A 15,948-nucleotide genomic window follows, 5' to 3' on the forward strand; every position below is an offset into this window, starting at 1 on the left:
GGCCACCGACTCGGCATCCAACAACTCACGCTGATCATCAGAACGACCCTGCACCCACTGATCATCCCGAAAACCCCAGCACAACCCACCCCGCCACGCGGGATTAATTCAGCAGGCTCCTAGCTGGTCACCGCCGCGCGCCAAGAGTGCCGGCCGCTTGCGCAGAAGGGGTGATGAAGTGCCGGTCACGGGGTACTCCCACCTCGCCACGGTCGTCGAGCAAGGAGGCTGCGATGGCACAGCAAGCGCACGTCACCGAGGAGCAAGCCAGGGCACTGGCCGAGGAGTCTCGCGAAACCGGTTGGGATAAACCGTCTTTCGCAAAAGAGCTGTTCCTCGGCCGTTTTCCGTTGGAGCTCATCCACCCCTTTCCGAAACCATCGGATGCCGACGAGGCGCGCACCCGCGCGTTTCTCGACAAGTTGCGCGACTTCCTGCGCAGCGTTGACGGCAGCGTCGTCGAACGCGACGCGCAAATTCCCGACGAGTACGTGAAGGGTCTAGCCGAGCTGGGCTGTTTCGGCATGAAGATCCCGTCGGAATACGGCGGCCTGAACATGTCGCAAGTGGCCTACAACCGGGCGCTGATGATGGTTTCCTCCGTTCATCCCAGCCTCGGTGCGCTGTTGTCGGCCCACCAGTCGATCGGGGTGCCCGAGCCGCTCAAACTCGCCGGAACCCCGGAGCAGAAGAAGAAGTTCTTGCCCCGGTGTGCCGCGGGCGCCATATCGGCGTTTCTGCTGACCGAACCGGACGTGGGCTCCGATCCGGCCCGGCTGGCCTCGACAGCGACACCTGTCGAAGACGGGACCGCCTACGAGCTCGACGGCGTGAAGTTGTGGACCACCAACGGCGTGGTCGCCGAACTGCTGGTCGTGATGGCCCGGGTACCCCGCAGCGATGGGCACCGCGGTGGCATCAGCGCTTTCGTTGTCGAGGCCGATTCACCCGGGATCACCGTGGAGCGGCGCAACAAATTCATGGGGTTGCGCGGCATCGAGAATGGGGTGACCAGGCTGCACCGCGTTCGGGTGCCGAGCGAAAACCTGATCGGCCGCGAGGGTGACGGACTGAAGATCGCGCTGACCACGCTTAACGCCGGGCGGTTGTCGATTCCCGCGAACGCGACGGGTTCGTCTAAGTGGGGTCTGAAGGTGGCGCGTGAGTGGGCAGGGGAGCGCGTGCAATGGGGCAAGCCGCTGGCCGAGCACGAAGCGGTGGCCCACAAGATCTCGTTCATCGCCGCGACCAACTATGCGCTCGACGCGGTGCTCGAGCTCTCCGGGCAGATGGCCGACGAAGGGCGCAACGACATCAGGATCGAGGCGGCCTTGGCCAAGCTCTGGTCCAGCGAGATGGCGTGCATCATCGCCGACGAGGTCATGCAGATCCGCGGCGGTCGCGGCTATGAGACGGCGGAGTCCCTGGCCGCGCGCGGCGAACGCGCGGTGCCAGTCGAACAGGTAGCGCGCGACTTGCGGATCAATCGCATCTTCGAAGGATCCAGCGAGATCATGAGGCTGCTCATCGCCCGGGAAGCGGTCGATGCCCACCTGTCCGCCGCCGGTGACCTCGCGAAGCCTGACGCGGGTTTGCGGCAGAAGGCCGCGGCGGCGGTCGGCGCCAGTGGGTTTTACGCAAAGTGGTTGCCCCAGCTTGTTTTTGGAGAAGGACAGCGACCCGGGGCTTACAGCGAATTCGGACCGCTGGCGTCGCACCTGCGGTTCGTCGAACGCTCCAGCCGCAAGCTGGCCCGCAACACCTTCTACGGGATGGCGCGCTGGCAGGCCAAACTGGAGCAGCGCCAGGGGTTCCTGGGGCGGATCGTCGACATCGGTGCCGAGCTGTTCGCGATGTCCGCGGCCTGTGTGCGGGCCGAGGCCCAGCGCGCCGTGGACCCGGTGGTGGGTCAACAGGCCTACGAGCTGGCCGATACGTTTTGCCGGCAGGCCGCGCTGCGGGTCGAGGCGCTGTTCGACGCGTTGTGGACCAATACCGACGACTGCGATGTCCGGCTGACCCGAGAGGTGGTTCAGAGCCGCTACACCTGGCTCGAGGACGGCATCATCGACCAGTCGGAGGGAACCGGCCCGTGGATCGCCCACTGGGAGCAGGGCGCATCAACCGAGACGAACCTGGCTCGGCGATTTCTGGGTTCCTAGCCGGCATTCGAACGAAACAAGGGAGATATGGCCGCCTACGTTGCCGGAAAAGGTGACTTCAACCGCGACACCAACTACATCACCACCCGCGTCACGGCCGACGGGCGCGACGGTTACCCGGTGGAGCCCGGCAGGTACCGGCTGGTCGTCGCCCGTGCGTGTCCGTGGGCCAACCGCGCCATCATCGTCCGGCGGTTGCTGGGCTTGGAAAGCGTTCTCTCCATTGGGTTCTGCGGCCCGACCCACGACGAACGCAGTTGGACGTTCGATCTCGATCCCGGGGGCGTCGACCCCGCGCTGAAGATCCCGCGGCTACAGGACGCCTACTTCAAGCGCTTCCCCGACTACCCGAAAGGCATCACGGTCCCCGCCATCGTCGACGTCCCGTCCGGTGCGGTCGTCACAAATGATTTCGCGCAGATGACCGTGGATTTCTCGACGGAATGGACCGCCTACCACCGCGACGGTGCACCCGAGCTGTACCCCGAGCGGCTGCGCGCCGAGATCGACGAGGTGAACAAGCGGGTTTACACCGAGATCAACAACGGCGTGTATCGGTGCGGCTTTGCCGGCTCACAAGAGGCCTATGACGGGGCGTACGATCGGCTGTTCGCCGCGTTGGATTGGGTCAGCGACCGCCTGGCCGATCAGCGATATCTGGTGGGCGACACCATAACTGAAGCCGATGTGCGGCTGTTCACCACACTCGCCCGCTTCGACCCGGTCTACCACGGGCACTTCAAGTGCAACCGAAGCAAGCTGAGCGAGATGCCGGTGCTGTGGGCGTACGCGCGCGACCTGTTCCAGACGCCTGGGTTCGGCGACACCATCGATTTCGTTCAGATCAAGCAGCACTATTACATCGTGCACGCCGACATCAACCCCACCAAGATCGTGCCCAAGGGGCCGGACCTGACGGGCTGGCTGTCGCCGCATGGTCGAGAGGCATTGGGCGGCAAGCCGTTCGGGGAGGGGACGCCTCCCGGTCCACCGGCCGAGGGGGAGCGGGTGCCCGCCGGGCACGGCGCCTGACCGGTCTGGCGACTGGCATCGACGCTCAATAGTTCAGGCGCACTGACCATTCCGCGTGCGGGACGTCACGCAGCTCACCGGCCGGGTCCACCACCAGCGTCAGCAACTGCACGACTATTCCGACCAGGCGTCCGCGATGCGGGTCGACCGGAGGGATGGTGACCGCGAAGCGGGTGTTCGGCCGAAAGATGGTGCTGGTGGTGTTGGTTGGGTCCTCGTACACCTGCAGCAACCGCCAGGGCGCCCGATAGATCGCGTCGGGCACCGAGAGCTGCACCGGGTAGCGCTCACTGACCTTCAGTTCGCCCTGGGCTTGCGGCGTGTCGCATTGGTCGAGGTTGAGCACGCTGCAGTACAGGTAGGGCCCCACCCTCGCGAGGTGGCCGTGTGAATACGCGCTGATCTCCGGGCGCTGCGGACCGGACGGGCGCGCCAGCAACCAGGTGCCGACCCCGACGGCCACGCACAACAGAGTCATCACGCCGGCGAGCAGCACGGCCACGCCGCGTTTCACTCAGGCACCACCGCCGGGCTGCCGCGGCGCACGCCCTCTTGCTCGACCATGACCGGCCTATTACCTCCGAGGCCCGGAATCAGTGAATTCCCTTGGAAGCTGACCAGCGTCTGCGCCAACCCCAGGATGAGTATCGCAGTGACCGCGGTGAAGCCAACCCACAGCTCCGTGTAGACCAAGACGCCCACGGCGCCGCCCAGCACCCAGGCCAGCTGCAGCGTCGACTCCGATCGCCCGAATCCCGAGGCCCGCGATTCCTCGGGCAGGTCGTTTTGCAACGAGGCGTCCAGCGATGCCTTCGCGATGGCGCTGGAGCCCGACGTGACCAGGGTGGCAATCACGGCGGCCGCCAGGGTGCCCGCCACCGACGCGGCCAGCGCGACGGCCGAGACCGCCAGCGTGCAGCGGACCACCAGCACGGCCGGCCGGCCCAGCTGCAGGCGTGCGGCGGCGAAGTTGCCGGCGAAGTTGCCGATGCCGGCCGCTGCCCCGATCATGCCCAGCATGCCCAGCTGAACCCAGCCGTTGGCTTGGTGCGCTTTGGCGACGAACGCCGGGTACAAGAACAGGAAGCCGACCATGACCTTGATGGTGCAGTTGCCCCACAACGAGGTAATGATGTTGCGGCCCAGCGGTTGTCGCAGTGTTGCGGTGGCCTTTTTGGGGACCTTCTTGACTTCCTCGGGCCAGGTCCGTCGCTGCGGTTCGCTGTCCTGGCGGTAGCTCAAGGTGGCCGGCACCTCGCCCGCCGTCACCTCGACCCAGCGCGGGATGCGCATCGACAGCGCCGCCCCGGCGATGGTGACCGCGATGACGACGAACAAAGCGCCGGGCAGTTTGAACAGGTGGGTGCAGACGAACTCGACGCCGGCCGCGATGGCCCCGCCGGCGATGGTGCCGCCCAGCAGACCGAACACCGTCAGCCGTGAGTTCACCCGCACCAGGTCGATGGTCGGCGGCATGACCCGCGGCGTGACTGCGCTGCGCAGCACGCTGAACGACTTGGAGAACACCATCATGGCCAGTGCGCACGGGTAGAGCACCCACGACGGGTAGCTCCCGCTGGCGCCGTCGTAATTCATGATCAGCACCAGCGCCAAGGCGGTCCGCAGAACGAACGATCCGGCAAGCGCGACCCGTCGGCCGTGCTGCAGCCGGTCCAGCGCCGGGCCGATGAGCGGCGCGATGACCGCGAACGGGGCGATGGTGATCAGCAGATACAACGCGACCCGGCCCTTGCTTTCTCCGGTGGCCGCGGCGAAGAACAACGTGTTGGCCAGCGCCACCGCCATCGCCGCGTCCACCGCGAAGTTGGCGACCACCGGCCAGGTGAGCGCGGTCAGACCGGATTTGTCGGCGCCGTCGGCGGTGGCGGCGCGCTGCACCATCCAATACATCCGCGAACCCATCTCGCGGCTTCGCTGCGCCGCGGCGCGCGTGACCGTGATTCGTTCGCCGGCAGCGGCACGTGGTGGCGCGCTATCGCTTCGATCCGGTTCCGGGGGCTGCCCAATAGGCGGCAGGTAGCGATTGGCGCTCGGCATCGGCGGTGGGCGGCGCGTTCGGCGATGGTCGGGGTCTTCGGCGGGGTAATTGGCCATGCCCGGGTGTTGATTGGAAGCCCCATTACGGGGCCGGCGGCCGGGAGTGGGGGCCACGCGGCCCGGATCGTCACGCCGCCGTCCAGACACGTTCCGATTCTCCCCTATGCCGACGACATGCGTCTGCAGGTAACGGGGCGTGGCACGTCAACCTAGTATTGGAGATGCAATGCAGGAAGGGGACAGCGTGACCGGGTCCATCGAGGAATCCGCCGTGGCTACCGTGGCCGAGTGGCCCGAGGGGCTGGCGGCCGTGCTCACGGGCGCGGTGGACCAGGCCAGGGCCGCCGTCGTGGAGTTCAGCGGGGCGGAGACGGTCGGCGATTACCTGGGCGTCAGCTACGAAGATCCGGCCGCCGCGACCCATCGGTTCCTGGCGCATCTACCCGGATATCAGGGCTGGCAATGGGCTGTCGTCGTGGCCGCACATCCCGGTGCCGACCACGCCACCGTCAGCGAAGTGGTGCTGATCCCGGGTCCGACGGCGTTGCTCGCGCCGCACTGGGTTCCCTGGGATCAGCGGGTGCGCCCGGGGGACCTGAGCCCCGGTGACCTGCTGGCGCCCGCGGCCGACGATCCGCGGTTGGTGCCCGGCTACGCGGCCAGTGGTGACGCGCAGGTTGACGAGACCGCCGCGGAGATCGGGTTGGGCCGGCGCTGGGTGATGAGCGCCCTTGGCCGCGCGGAGGCGGCCGAACGGTGGCACACCGGCGACCACGGGCCCGACTCCCCGATGGCGCGGTCCACCAAACGGGTGTGCCGCGACTGCGGTTTCTTCCTCCCGCTGGCGGGATCGCTCGGCGCGATGTTCGGCGTGTGCGGCAACGAACTGTCGGCCGACGGGCAGATCGTCGACAAGCAGTACGGTTGCGGCGCGCATTCGGATACGCCCGCTCCGGCCGGGACGGGTTCGCCCGCGTACGAGCCATACGACGACGGCGTGCTCGACGTCGTCGAGGCGCCGCCCGATCCGGCCGAGGCATTCGAGGCACAGCCGGAGCCCACGGAGTCGCCGACCCAGCCGCCGGAATCCCACACCCGGGAGGCCCAGCCGGGCGGCAGCGCGGATGTCGAAGTGTCGGCGTCAGCTCCCGAGGCGGCGGAGTCCGAGGCGGGGGAGTCCGGCGCCGACACAGCGGAGTCGCAGCCCGAGGCGCCGCAGTCGCAGCAGCCCGAGGCGGAGTCGCAGCCCGAGGCGGACTAGCCCTTTTCGGCGGCGGCCTTGATCTTGGCCAACGACGTATTCATCCCGTCCACCAATTCGCGTTCGAAGTTGGTGGTCCCGCCGAGCAGGGCATTCACCGTCAGATTGGAAATCGCGGTCACGCCGTTTTCGGCGTGACGGCTTTCGATCACCCGGGTGCCCTCGCCGGTGGGTTGGAGCTCGTAGCTCCAGATCGTGTGGTTGGCGTTGACCCGGAACGCAAGCTTGGTCTCGGGGATCACCTCGACGACCGTGCAAGTGGTCGGCCAGTACATGCGGTTACGGCGATTGATGTTGAGGCTGCGCATGCCCTGGCGCAGCGGACCGAAGGTCTTCATCCAACGGCACTGGGGGCTCCACTCCGGCATCCGCCGCAGATCGGAGATCAACCCCCAAACCGTGGAAACCGGTGCGTCGATATCGATTTGCGCTTGCAGTAGTGGGGCTACCATCGATCCTCCCGGGTCGGTGCTGGTTGCGAAATCTAGCCGTGATGGAAATAGTTTTCGAGTCCGTCTTGTGCGCCCCGCGCGCCGCGGCGGGCCGCGGCGAGTTGCAACACGAAGATGCTCGTGCCGAGCACTCCGACGCCGAGCCCGGCCAGTGTCAGGGGACGCCAGCTGTGCAGGGCGGGCACGAGAAACGCGGCGGCCGCCGCGACCAGCCAGCCGACCGCGCCGAATGCGACGAACGGCCAGGCGTTGAGGAGCGCGGAGGGCAGCGGTGGCGCCTCGCGGTTGTGGCCGGGTTCGACAGACATCGCGATTAACATAGCCGCCGGTGCGGTCCGCCGGTACCACCCCATGCGCGGGGAAGGCCGAGCGAAAATGCCTGGGCCGCGGGTCAAGCGGTTCGACGATGACCGGCCCGCGCGCCGTTACGGACCAAAGTCTGTCGTTCACCGGTTCGTATCACGATTTCTGGAGGTTGCGTGTAACCTCGCGCCATGCCTGACAGCGATGCGCGGCTGGCCAGCGATCTGTCGCTGGCCGTCATGCGGCTGGCCCGCCAACTCCGGTTCCGGAACCCGTCGTCGCCGGTGTCGTTGTCCCAGCTGTCGGCGCTGGCCACGCTGGCCAACGAGGGCCCGATGACGCCCGGCGCGCTGGCGATTCGCGAACGGGTCCGGCCGCCGTCGATGACACGGGTGATCGCGTCGCTGGCCGACATGGGCCTGGTGGACCGTGCCCCGCATCCCATCGACGGCCGGCAGGTGCTGGTCTCGGTTTCGCACTCCGGCGCCGAGCTGGTCAAGGCGACCCGGCGCGCCCGCCAGGAGTGGCTGGCCAAACGGCTGGCCACGCTGGACAGCCAGCAACGTGACACCCTGCGCAACGCGGCCGACCTGATGCTGGCCTTGGTCGACGAAGGCCCGTGAGCGACGGAACGCATGCCCCGAACGTCCAGGACGTGGACGATCCCGACGACCCCCGGCTCGACGATTTCCGCGACTTGAACAGTGTCGATCGTCGTCCCGATCTGCCGTCCGGCAAAGGGTTGGTGATCGCCGAAGGCGTGCTGGTGGTTCAGCGCATGCTCACCTCCCGGTTCATTCCGCATGCCTTGTTGGGGACGGACCGCCGGCTCGCCGAGCTCACCGACGACCTGGCGGGTAGTGCCGTGCCGTTCTACCGGACCTCCGCCGACGTCATGGCGCAAGTGGTGGGCTTTCACCTCAATCGCGGCGTCCTGGCGGCGGCCCGCAGGGTGCCGGAACCCAGCGTGGCCGAACTGGTCGAGCGCGCCCGGACCGTCGCGGTGCTCGAGGGCGTCAACGACCACGAGAACCTCGGCTCGATCTTCCGCAACGCCGCCGGGCTGGGCGTGGACGCGGTGGTGTTCGGCAGCGGCTGCGCCGACCCGCTCTACCGGCGCGCCGTCCGGGTGTCCATGGGGCACGCCTTGCTGGTCCCGTACGCGCGAGCGACGGACTGGCCCGCAGAACTGACAATGCTGAAAGAGAACGGATTTCGGTTGCTGGCGATGACCCCGGACAGTAAGGCGCGCGCCCTGCCGGAGGCCATGGCGGCCGTCCGCGACGAAGGCATCGCGGTGCTGGTGGGTGCCGAGGGTCCGGGGCTTACGCCGGCGGCCCTGCGCTTGAGCGATGTGCGGGTGCGCATCCCGATGTCGCGCGGCACCGACTCCCTCAACGTCGCGACTGCGGCCGCTTTGGCGTTCTACGAACGGGCTAGGCTCGGCTCGTGACCGACGATTCCGTGCCCTGGGCAACGGGTTTGACGGTCGCCGGGTTCGTCGCCGCAGTGACCGGGGCCGCCATTGTGGTGCTGACTCTGGGGCTGATAAGGGTGCATCCGCTCCTGGCGGTCGGTCTCAACGTCGTCGCCGCCGGCGGGTTGGCGCCCACGCTGTGGGGATGGCGGCACAAGCTGGTGCTGCGCTGGTTTCTGCTGGGCGCGGGAATCGGTGTCGCCGGAGGGTGGTTGACGCTGATCGCGCTGACGCTGCGCGGTAGCGGCTAGTGGCGATCGCGAGCGCGGCGTAGCCGGGCGCGGCGGGTCGCCACCATCGGCTAGTGGCGATCGCGAGCGCGGCGTAGCCGGGCGCGGCGGGTCGCCACCATCTACCTAGCGCTGTCCGCCCGACCGCACGCCGAGCAGCACGTCCTCCCAGGCCGGGATGACCGGCTTACCCCGACGGGTGTGTACCGGTTGCTCCTGAGGCGCGGGTTGCTCCTGCGGCGCAGGAGCGGCGGGCTTCGCCGGCTCCTCGAACGAGACGTGGGCGACCCGCGCGAGCGGCCGCAGCGGGCGGTCGAAGTTCGGGTCCACCAGTTCTTTGGCCGCATCGTCGACAGCCGTGACCGTTCCGCCGTGGGCGCCCGGGGCGAAGCAGAAGTGCGCGATGTTGTCGGACCGGCCGGCCTTCCACGCAAGCTGCACCGTCCAGCGGCTGTCTTCGTTGCGCCACGCATCCCAGCTGAGCCGGTCGGGTTCCAGACCGCGCGTCACGAGTGCCGCGCTCACGGTTTCCAGGAGGGTGAGCACCGCGGGGCCGTCGGCGAGCACCGGATGCGCGGCCGTTGCCAACTCGGCGGCGCGGGCACGTTCCAGCAGCACCGGGTGTGCGAACCGCCGGATCCGCGAGACGTCGGAGCCCGACGCCGCGGCAACCTGCTCGACGGACGCACCGGCCCGGATCTTGGCCTGAATCTCTTTGGGGCTCAGCATGTTGGTGACCTGGATGTCGAGGAGCGGTTGGTTCGCGGGCACGGCCTCGCCGCGCACGGCGGCCTTCAGCTGATCGTCGATGGCGAGCTTCAACGGTTCGCCGGCGTCGCCGGCTTCACAGATGATGTGTTTGCCGTCGGCATCGACCCCAACCATTTTGAGTTCCCGCATGGCTTCTCCTCGCAGGCTCCGTGTGCAGGTCGACGGACCCATCTCGTGCGCACTCTAGTGCGCCAACGTCCATAAGCGGTGCTGACACGCTGGGCGGTTGCGTGCTGATTGCGGCGGAGTTACAGCCGCTCGACCACCCAGTCGACGCATTGCGTCAGGGCGCTGACGTCGTCGGGCTCGACTGCTGGGAACATCCCGACGCGCAACTGGTTGCGGCCGAGTTTGCGGTACGGCTCGATGTCGACGATGCCGTTCGCCCGCAAAACCTTGGCGACGGCAGCCGCGTCAACGTCGTCGACGAAATCGATGGTGCCCACCACCTGAGACCGCAGCGCGGGGTCGGCGACGAACGGCGTGGTGTACGGCCGCTCCTCTGCCCAGGAGTACAACCGCTGCGAGGAGTCGGCCGTGCGCTTGACGGCCCACTCCAGCCCGCCGTTGCCCAGCATCCAGTCGAGCTGCTCGGCCATCAGCGCCAGGGTGCCGATCGCCGGGGTGTTGTACGTCTGGTTCTTCAGGCTGTTGTCCACGGCGATCGGCAGCGACAGAAAGTCGGGAACCCAGCGGCCGGACGCGGCGATGGACTCGACCCGCGCCAGCGCGGCCGGGCTCATGACGGCGAGCCACAGGCCGCCATCGCTGGCGAAATTCTTCTGCGGCGAGAAGTAGTAGGCATCGGTGTCGGTGATCTCCACCGGCAGGCCGCCGGCGCCGCTGGTGGCATCGATGACGACCAGGGAGTCGCCGGAGTCGGCGGGACGGCGAGCGGGCACCGCCACCCCGGTCGAGGTCTCGTTGTGAGCCCAGGCGATCACGTCAACCGAGGGATCGCTCTGCGGCTCGGGCGCGCTGCCGGCATCCGCCTTGATGACGATGGGTTCGCCGACGAAGGGGTTGTTGGCGACCGCCGAGGTGAACTTCGAGCTGAATTCGCCGAAGGACAGGTGCAGCGAGCGCTTGTCGATCAACCCGAACGCCGCGGCGTCCCAGAACGCCGTCGCGCCGCCATTGCCGAGGATGACCTCGTAACCGTCTGGTACGGAGAACAGCTCGGCCACCCCCGACCGGACCCGGCCCACCAAATTCTTGACGGGTGCCTGCCGGTGCGATGTGCCGAACAGCGGGGCCGCGGTGGTCGCCAGGGCCTGCAACTGTTCGGGCCGGACCTTGGAAGGACCGCATCCGAAGCGGCCGTCGCGGGGTTTGATGTCTGCGGGAACCTCGAGCTGGTCAGCCATGGTCATCAGGGTAGTGAGCGGGCGTGACGCGCGGCACGGCGGTCCGGCTGCCGACGCCGCGGGCCACGGCAAAACCCCTGGCCGCGCGCCTCGCCGGGTTTCACGCGCTGTGACGCGGGGCACACCACGGCGCTGACCACTGGTCAGCCCACAGTGCCGAAATGGGGCCTAGAAGATATGCGGTACCTGCGGTACTGTCTGGACACAGCACGTCCTAATGTAAACCTCGCTGGGGAGGCTTGGATATGGCCAGGACACGCATGGTTCGACGTTGGCGCCGCAATATGGAAGTGCGCGACGACACCGAGTACGTCAACACGCTCGCGACTCTGTCCGAGGGGTCGGTGCGGCGAAATTTCAACCCGTACACCGACATCGACTGGGATTCGGCCGAATTCGCCGTCACGGAGAACGACCCTCGGTGGATACTGCCGGCGACCGACCCGTTGGGACGGCATCCCTGGTACCTGGCGCAGTCCGACGAGCGCAAGATCAAGATCGGGATGTGGCGCCAGGCCAACGTCGCCAAGGTCGGCCTGCACTTCGAGTCGATCCTGATCCGCGGTCTGATGAACTACACGTTCTGGGTGCCGAACGGGTCCCCGGAATACCGGTACTGCCTGCACGAATCGGTCGAAGAGTGCAACCACACCATGATGTTTCAGGAGATGGTCAACCGGATCGGCGCCGACGTCCCGGGCATGCCCCGGGCGCTCAAGTGGCTCTCGCCGCTGGTGCCGCTGGTGGCCGGTCCGCTGCCGGTGGCGTTCTTCATCGGGGTGCTGGCGGGCGAGGAACCGATCGACCACACGCAGAAAAACGTTCTGCGCGAAGGTAAGTCGCTGCATCCCATCATGGAGCGGGTGATGGCCATCCACGTGGCCGAGGAGGCGCGACACATCTCCTTCGCCCATGAGTTCTTACGCAGGCGGGTGCCGGAGCTGACCAAGCGCCAGCGGTTCTGGACCGCGCTGTACCTGCCGCTGACGATGAAGACCTTGTGCCGGGCAATCGTGGTGCCGCCCAAGGCGTTCTGGCAGGAGTTCGACATTCCGCGCGAGGTCAAAAAGGAACTCTTCTTCCGGTCGCCGGAGTCACGAAAGTGGCTGAGCGACATGTTCGGTGACGTTCGGATGCTGGCCCATGACACCGGGTTGATGGAGACGCGCTCGGCGCGGTTCATGTGGCGGCTGTGCAAGATCGACGGCAAGCCGTCGCGCTACCGCAGCGAGCCGCAACGCCAGCACCTGGCCGCGGCGCCGGCAGCCTAGGACCGCGCGGGTAATCGTTTATGCCGCATGTCATTACCCAGTCGTGCTGTAACGACGGGTCCTGCGTTTTCGCGTGCCCGGTGAACTGCATTCACCCCACGCCCGATGAGCCGGGCTTCGCCACATCGGAGATGCTCTACATCGATCCGGCGGCCTGCGTGGACTGCGGTGCGTGCGTGAGCGCCTGCCCCGTCGGCGCCATCGCGCCGGACGGCCGGCTGGATGCCAAGCAGCTGCCGTTCGTCGAGATCAACGCATCCTTCTATCCCGAGCGGCCCGAGGGTGAGAAGGTGCCGCCCACGTCGAAGCTGGCCCCGGTGATTCCGGCCGCCCAGGTGCGCGCCCGCCGCCGGCCGCTGACCGTGGCCGTCGTGGGATCCGGGCCGGCGGCCATGTATGCCGCCGACGAACTGCTCACCCAGCATGGGGTGCGGGTCAACGTCTTTGAGAAGCTGCCCACCCCATATGGACTGGTGCGTGCCGGGGTGGCGCCCGATCATCAGAACACCAAACGGGTCACCCGGTTGTTCGACCGGGTCACTGGTCATCGCCGCTTCCGGTTCTACCTCAACGTCGAGGTCGGCAGGCACCTGAGCCACGCCGACCTGCTGGCCCACCACCATGCCGTGATGTACGCCGTCGGCGCCCCCGACGACCGTCGGCTCGAGATCGAGGGCATGGGGATGGCGGGTACGGGAACCGCTACCGAATTGGTCGCGTGGATCAACGGGCATCCCGACTTTGCCGATCTGCCAGTCGATCTCAGCCACGAGCGGGTGGTGATCGTCGGCAACGGAAACGTCGCGCTCGACGTGGCCCGTGTGCTCACGGCGAACCCTGACGACCTGGCCCGCACCGACATCTCCGATCGCGCATTGGCGGCGTTTCGCGCATCCGCGGTTCGCGAAGTGGTGGTCGCCGCCCGGCGCGGCCCCGCCCAGTCGGCATTCACCTTGCCCGAACTCGTCGGGCTCACGGGCTCATCCGACGTCGTGCTCAGTGCGGCCGACCAAGAGTTGGTGGCGGCCGATCTCGCGGCCGCCACGGATCCCTTGACGAAGCGCAAGCTGGAAATCCTGAGCACACTCGTTGACGATTCGGCGCCGCCCCACAATTCCGGGGACCCGCGTATCCGGCTGGCCTATCGGCTCACCCCGAACCGCGTGCTGGGTCACCACCGCGTCACGGGGGTGGAGTTCGCCGTCACCGGGACCGGCGAGCTGTGCCGACTGGACGCGGGTCTGCTGCTGACATCGATTGGCTACCGCGGCATGCCGATTCGCGACCTGCCGTTCGACGAGGCGACGGCGGTGGTGCCCAACGACGGTGGCCGTGTAGTCGATCCCGACTCCGGGGCGCCGGTCCCGGGGGCATACGTCGCGGGCTGGATCAAGCGGGGGCCCAGCGGTTTCATCGGCACGAACAAGTCGTGCTCCCTGCAAACCGTTCAGGCCCTGGTAGCCGATTTCAACGCCGGCAAGCTGAGCGATCCGGCGGCCGAGCCGGAGGCGCTGGCCAAGCTGGTCCACGCCCGGCAGCCTGACGCCGTCGATGCCCGCGGCTGGCGAGCCATCGACGCCGCCGAGATCGCGCGCGGCGGCGCCGACGGTCGGCCGCGGAACAAGTTCACCGAGGTGGCCGACATGCTCGCCGCCGCTGCCGCCGCCGAGCCCGCGCCGCCGCCGCGACGCGGGCTGCTGGACCGCCTGCTCGGCTAGCCGGCGCCCTGCCCGGCCATCGCGGCCTGAATTTCGTCGTAGCCGACCTCGCGTACCGGCTGACCCATCGACCAATGGTGGCCGAAGGGGTCGGCGACCACGCCGTACCGGTCACCCCAAAACTGGTCGTCCAAGGGAGCGACCACGGTGGCGCCCGCGTCCAGCGCCCGCTGGAACTTGGCGTCGACGTCGGTGACGGTCAGGTGGATGGTGACCGGGGTGCCGCCCAATGACTTGGGCGTCATCGATTTGCCGCCGCACATCTCGGGGAAATCGTCGTTGAGCATGACCAGAAAGCCGTTGATGCGCACGGCGGCGTGGACGAGTTTTCCGTCGGGCCGGGGCACACGCCCCAGCTCCTCGGCGCCGAAAGCCTTGACGTAGAAGTCAATTGCGGCGGCGGCGTCGTCCACCACCAGGTGCGGGGACAGGGCGGGTTCGATGTTGAGCGCCATTGTGGTTCTCCTTGGTGTCGGTTCCCAGGCCGGCCCGAAACGGGCAGGCTCGCGAGTTATGACTGCGCCCGCGACGAAAACTCATCGCGGCGACACTCATTTAATCGCCGGGCACCGACAACCGGCCCTGCCTCAGGCGTTGGTGAGGCTGCGGTCCCAACCTTCGACCGATTCCGGGCTGCGTGGGCCCGGTCCGACATAAATGGCCGACGGGCGAACCAGCTTGCCGAGGCGCTTCTGCTCGAGGATGTGCGCGCACCAGCCGGCGGTGCGTCCGCAGGTGAACATCGCCGGCATCATGTTGGCCGGTACCTGCGCGAAGTCGAGGATCACCGCGGCCCAGAACTCGACGTTGGTCTCGATGGCCCGGTCCGGACGTCGCTCGCGCAGCTCGGCCAGGGCGGCCTGCTCCAGGGCGACCGCGACCTCGTGGCGCGGCGCGCCCAGCCGCTCGGCGGTCGCGCGCAGCACCCGCGCGCGCGGGTCCTCGGCGCGGTAGACGCGGTGTCCGAAGCCCATCAGCTTGTCGCCGCTGTCCAGAATCTTCTTGACCAGCCCGCGGGCGTCGCCGGTGCGCTCGACCTCTTCGATCATCGGCAGGACCCGCGCCGGCGCGCCGCCGTGCAGCGGTCCGCTCATGGCCCCGATCGCCCCGGACAACGCCGCGGCCACGTCGGCGCCGGTCGAGGCGATCACCCGCGCGGTGAACGTCGAGGCGTTCATGCCGTGCTCGGCGGCCGAGACCCAGTAGGCGTCGATCGCTTCGACGTGCCTCGGGTCCGGCTCGCCCTGCCAGCGGGTCATGAAACGGGCTGTGACGGTGTCGCATTCATCGATCACCCGCTGCGGGACCGCGGGTTGGTATATGCCGCGGGCGGACTGGGCGACGTAGGACAGTGCCATCACCGAGGCCCGGGCCAGCTGGTCGCGGGCGGTGGCGTCGTCGGTGTCGAGCAGGGGCCGGTAACCCCAGATCGGGGCCAGCATCGCCAGGCCCGCCTGCACGTCGACGCGCACGTCACCGGTGTGGATGGGCAGCGGGAACGGCTCGGCGGGCGGCAATCCGTGGCCGAACCTGCCGTCCACCAGCAGGGCCCACACGTCGCCGAAGGTGACCTGCTGATTCACCAGGTCCTGGATGTCGACGCCGCGGTAGCGCAGCGCGCCGCCGTCCTTATCCGGTTCGGCGATTTCGGTGGTGAAGGCGACGACGCCTTCGAGGCCTGGGACGAAGTCTTCGGGGACCACAGTCATAGGAAAATTCTCGCGTGCGACGCGAAGTCGCGCATAGCAAGTGGACTCGCAGATTGGAGGCCGGTTATGCCGGGTGCGTAGTTCTCGATCAGTGTTCCAGATCGATCCCCGCCCTGGCGTGCGTTGACGGGTCTTGC

The 15,948-nt window shown here is 67.9% G+C and carries 15 protein-coding genes and 1 pseudogene; 8 read left to right on the plus strand and 8 right to left on the minus strand.

Translation table 11 applies throughout. From position 1 onward, the window contains the following. Positions 1 to 233 precede the first annotated feature (233 nt). Together H7J89_RS25525 and H7J89_RS25530 are read left to right on the plus strand one after the other, a co-directional pair. The gene (locus tag H7J89_RS25525) at positions 234 to 2,162 is read left to right on the plus strand and encodes an acyl-CoA dehydrogenase family protein (protein ID WP_264047956.1); all 1,929 of its coding nucleotides are present in this window, start codon (positions 234 to 236) and stop codon (positions 2,160 to 2,162) included. Positions 2,163 to 2,189: 27 nt separating this feature from the next. Next, entirely contained in the window at positions 2,190 to 3,194 is a 1,005-nt protein-coding gene (locus H7J89_RS25530) for a glutathione S-transferase family protein (protein ID WP_264047958.1), read from the plus strand. A gap of 25 nt (positions 3,195 to 3,219) precedes the next feature. On the opposite strand, the gene H7J89_RS25535 is transcribed toward H7J89_RS25530, so the two are convergent. Beyond that, a complete protein-coding gene (locus tag H7J89_RS25535) occupies positions 3,220 to 3,708 on the minus strand; it encodes a DUF2771 domain-containing protein (protein WP_264047960.1) in 489 nt (162 codons plus the stop codon). Beyond that, positions 3,705 to 5,366: an MFS transporter gene (locus H7J89_RS25540; protein ID WP_264047981.1), complete on the minus strand. Its 1,662-nt coding sequence runs from the start codon at positions 5,364 to 5,366 to the stop codon at positions 3,705 to 3,707. Before H7J89_RS25540 ends, H7J89_RS25535 begins: the two co-directional genes overlap by 4 nt. A 130-nt stretch (positions 5,367 to 5,496) precedes the next feature. Between H7J89_RS25540 and H7J89_RS25545 the strand changes: the two are divergent. Then, positions 5,497 to 6,279, plus strand: a pseudogene (locus tag H7J89_RS25545) (DUF3027 domain-containing protein); the annotation flags it as partial. A gap of 230 nt (positions 6,280 to 6,509) precedes the next feature. Here the strand turns inward: H7J89_RS25545 and H7J89_RS25550 are convergent. Both H7J89_RS25550 and H7J89_RS25555 read right to left on the minus strand, forming a co-directional pair. Continuing rightward, positions 6,510 to 6,965, minus strand: a complete 456-nt coding sequence (locus tag H7J89_RS25550; protein WP_067735663.1) for an SRPBCC family protein — start codon at positions 6,963 to 6,965, stop codon at positions 6,510 to 6,512. 32 nt (positions 6,966 to 6,997) lie between these two features. Then, positions 6,998 to 7,273 carry a DUF2530 domain-containing protein gene (locus tag H7J89_RS25555; RefSeq protein ID WP_264047963.1) on the minus strand — a complete coding sequence of 92 codons (276 nt, stop codon included), beginning with the start codon at positions 7,271 to 7,273 and terminating at the stop codon, positions 6,998 to 7,000. A 186-nt stretch (positions 7,274 to 7,459) separates the two neighbouring features. Between H7J89_RS25555 and H7J89_RS25560 the strand changes: the two genes are divergently transcribed. Genes H7J89_RS25560 through H7J89_RS25570 form a run of 3 tightly spaced genes read left to right on the plus strand, consistent with a single transcriptional unit; the run spans position 7,460 to position 8,996 of the window. After that, positions 7,460 to 7,891 carry an Rv0880 family HTH-type transcriptional regulator gene (locus tag H7J89_RS25560; RefSeq protein ID WP_066957597.1) on the plus strand — a complete coding sequence of 144 codons (432 nt, stop codon included), beginning with the start codon at positions 7,460 to 7,462 and terminating at the stop codon, positions 7,889 to 7,891. Next, positions 7,888 to 8,721, plus strand: coding sequence for a TrmH family RNA methyltransferase (locus H7J89_RS25565; RefSeq protein ID WP_264047966.1), 834 nt, complete (start codon positions 7,888 to 7,890; stop codon positions 8,719 to 8,721). Before H7J89_RS25560 ends, H7J89_RS25565 begins: the two co-directional genes overlap by 4 nt. After that, on the plus strand, positions 8,718 to 8,996 hold the full coding sequence (locus H7J89_RS25570; protein WP_066957593.1) for a DUF2537 domain-containing protein: 279 nt from the start codon (positions 8,718 to 8,720) through the stop codon (positions 8,994 to 8,996). The genes H7J89_RS25565 and H7J89_RS25570 overlap by 4 nt, the downstream gene beginning before the upstream one ends. 105 nt (positions 8,997 to 9,101) lie before the next feature. On the opposite strand, the gene sepH is transcribed toward H7J89_RS25570, so the two are convergent. After that, entirely contained in the window at positions 9,102 to 9,875 is a 774-nt protein-coding gene (gene sepH, locus H7J89_RS25575) for a septation protein SepH (protein WP_264047970.1), read from the minus strand. 119 nt (positions 9,876 to 9,994) lie between these two features. Then, positions 9,995 to 11,113 (minus strand): phosphoserine transaminase, encoded by a 1,119-nt coding sequence (serC, locus tag H7J89_RS25580; protein ID WP_264047972.1) that lies wholly within the window; start codon positions 11,111 to 11,113, stop codon positions 9,995 to 9,997. A 245-nt stretch (positions 11,114 to 11,358) separates the two neighbouring features. On the opposite strand from serC, the gene H7J89_RS25585 reads away from it, so the two are divergent. Together H7J89_RS25585 and H7J89_RS25590 are read left to right on the plus strand one after the other, a co-directional pair. Beyond that, positions 11,359 to 12,384 carry an AurF N-oxygenase family protein gene (locus H7J89_RS25585; protein ID WP_264047974.1) on the plus strand — a complete coding sequence of 342 codons (1,026 nt, stop codon included), beginning with the start codon at positions 11,359 to 11,361 and terminating at the stop codon, positions 12,382 to 12,384. A 20-nt stretch (positions 12,385 to 12,404) separates the two neighbouring features. Further along, the gene (locus tag H7J89_RS25590) at positions 12,405 to 14,102 is read left to right on the plus strand and encodes an FAD-dependent oxidoreductase (RefSeq protein ID WP_264047976.1); all 1,698 of its coding nucleotides are present in this window, start codon (positions 12,405 to 12,407) and stop codon (positions 14,100 to 14,102) included. Here the strand turns inward: H7J89_RS25590 and H7J89_RS25595 are convergent. Both H7J89_RS25595 and H7J89_RS25600 read right to left on the minus strand, forming a co-directional pair. Further along, on the minus strand, positions 14,099 to 14,557 hold the full coding sequence (locus H7J89_RS25595; RefSeq protein ID WP_264047978.1) for a VOC family protein: 459 nt from the start codon (positions 14,555 to 14,557) through the stop codon (positions 14,099 to 14,101). The genes H7J89_RS25590 and H7J89_RS25595 overlap by 4 nt on opposite strands. Positions 14,558 to 14,689: 132 nt before the next feature. Next, a complete protein-coding gene (locus H7J89_RS25600) occupies positions 14,690 to 15,811 on the minus strand; it encodes a citrate synthase 2 (RefSeq protein ID WP_264047980.1) in 1,122 nt (373 codons plus the stop codon). Between the last annotated feature and the right edge of the window lie 137 nt (positions 15,812 to 15,948).

The sequence above is a fragment of the Mycobacterium paraffinicum genome (assembly GCF_025822865.1).
GTDB classification, from domain to species: Bacteria; Actinomycetota; Actinomycetes; order Mycobacteriales; family Mycobacteriaceae; genus Mycobacterium; species Mycobacterium paraffinicum.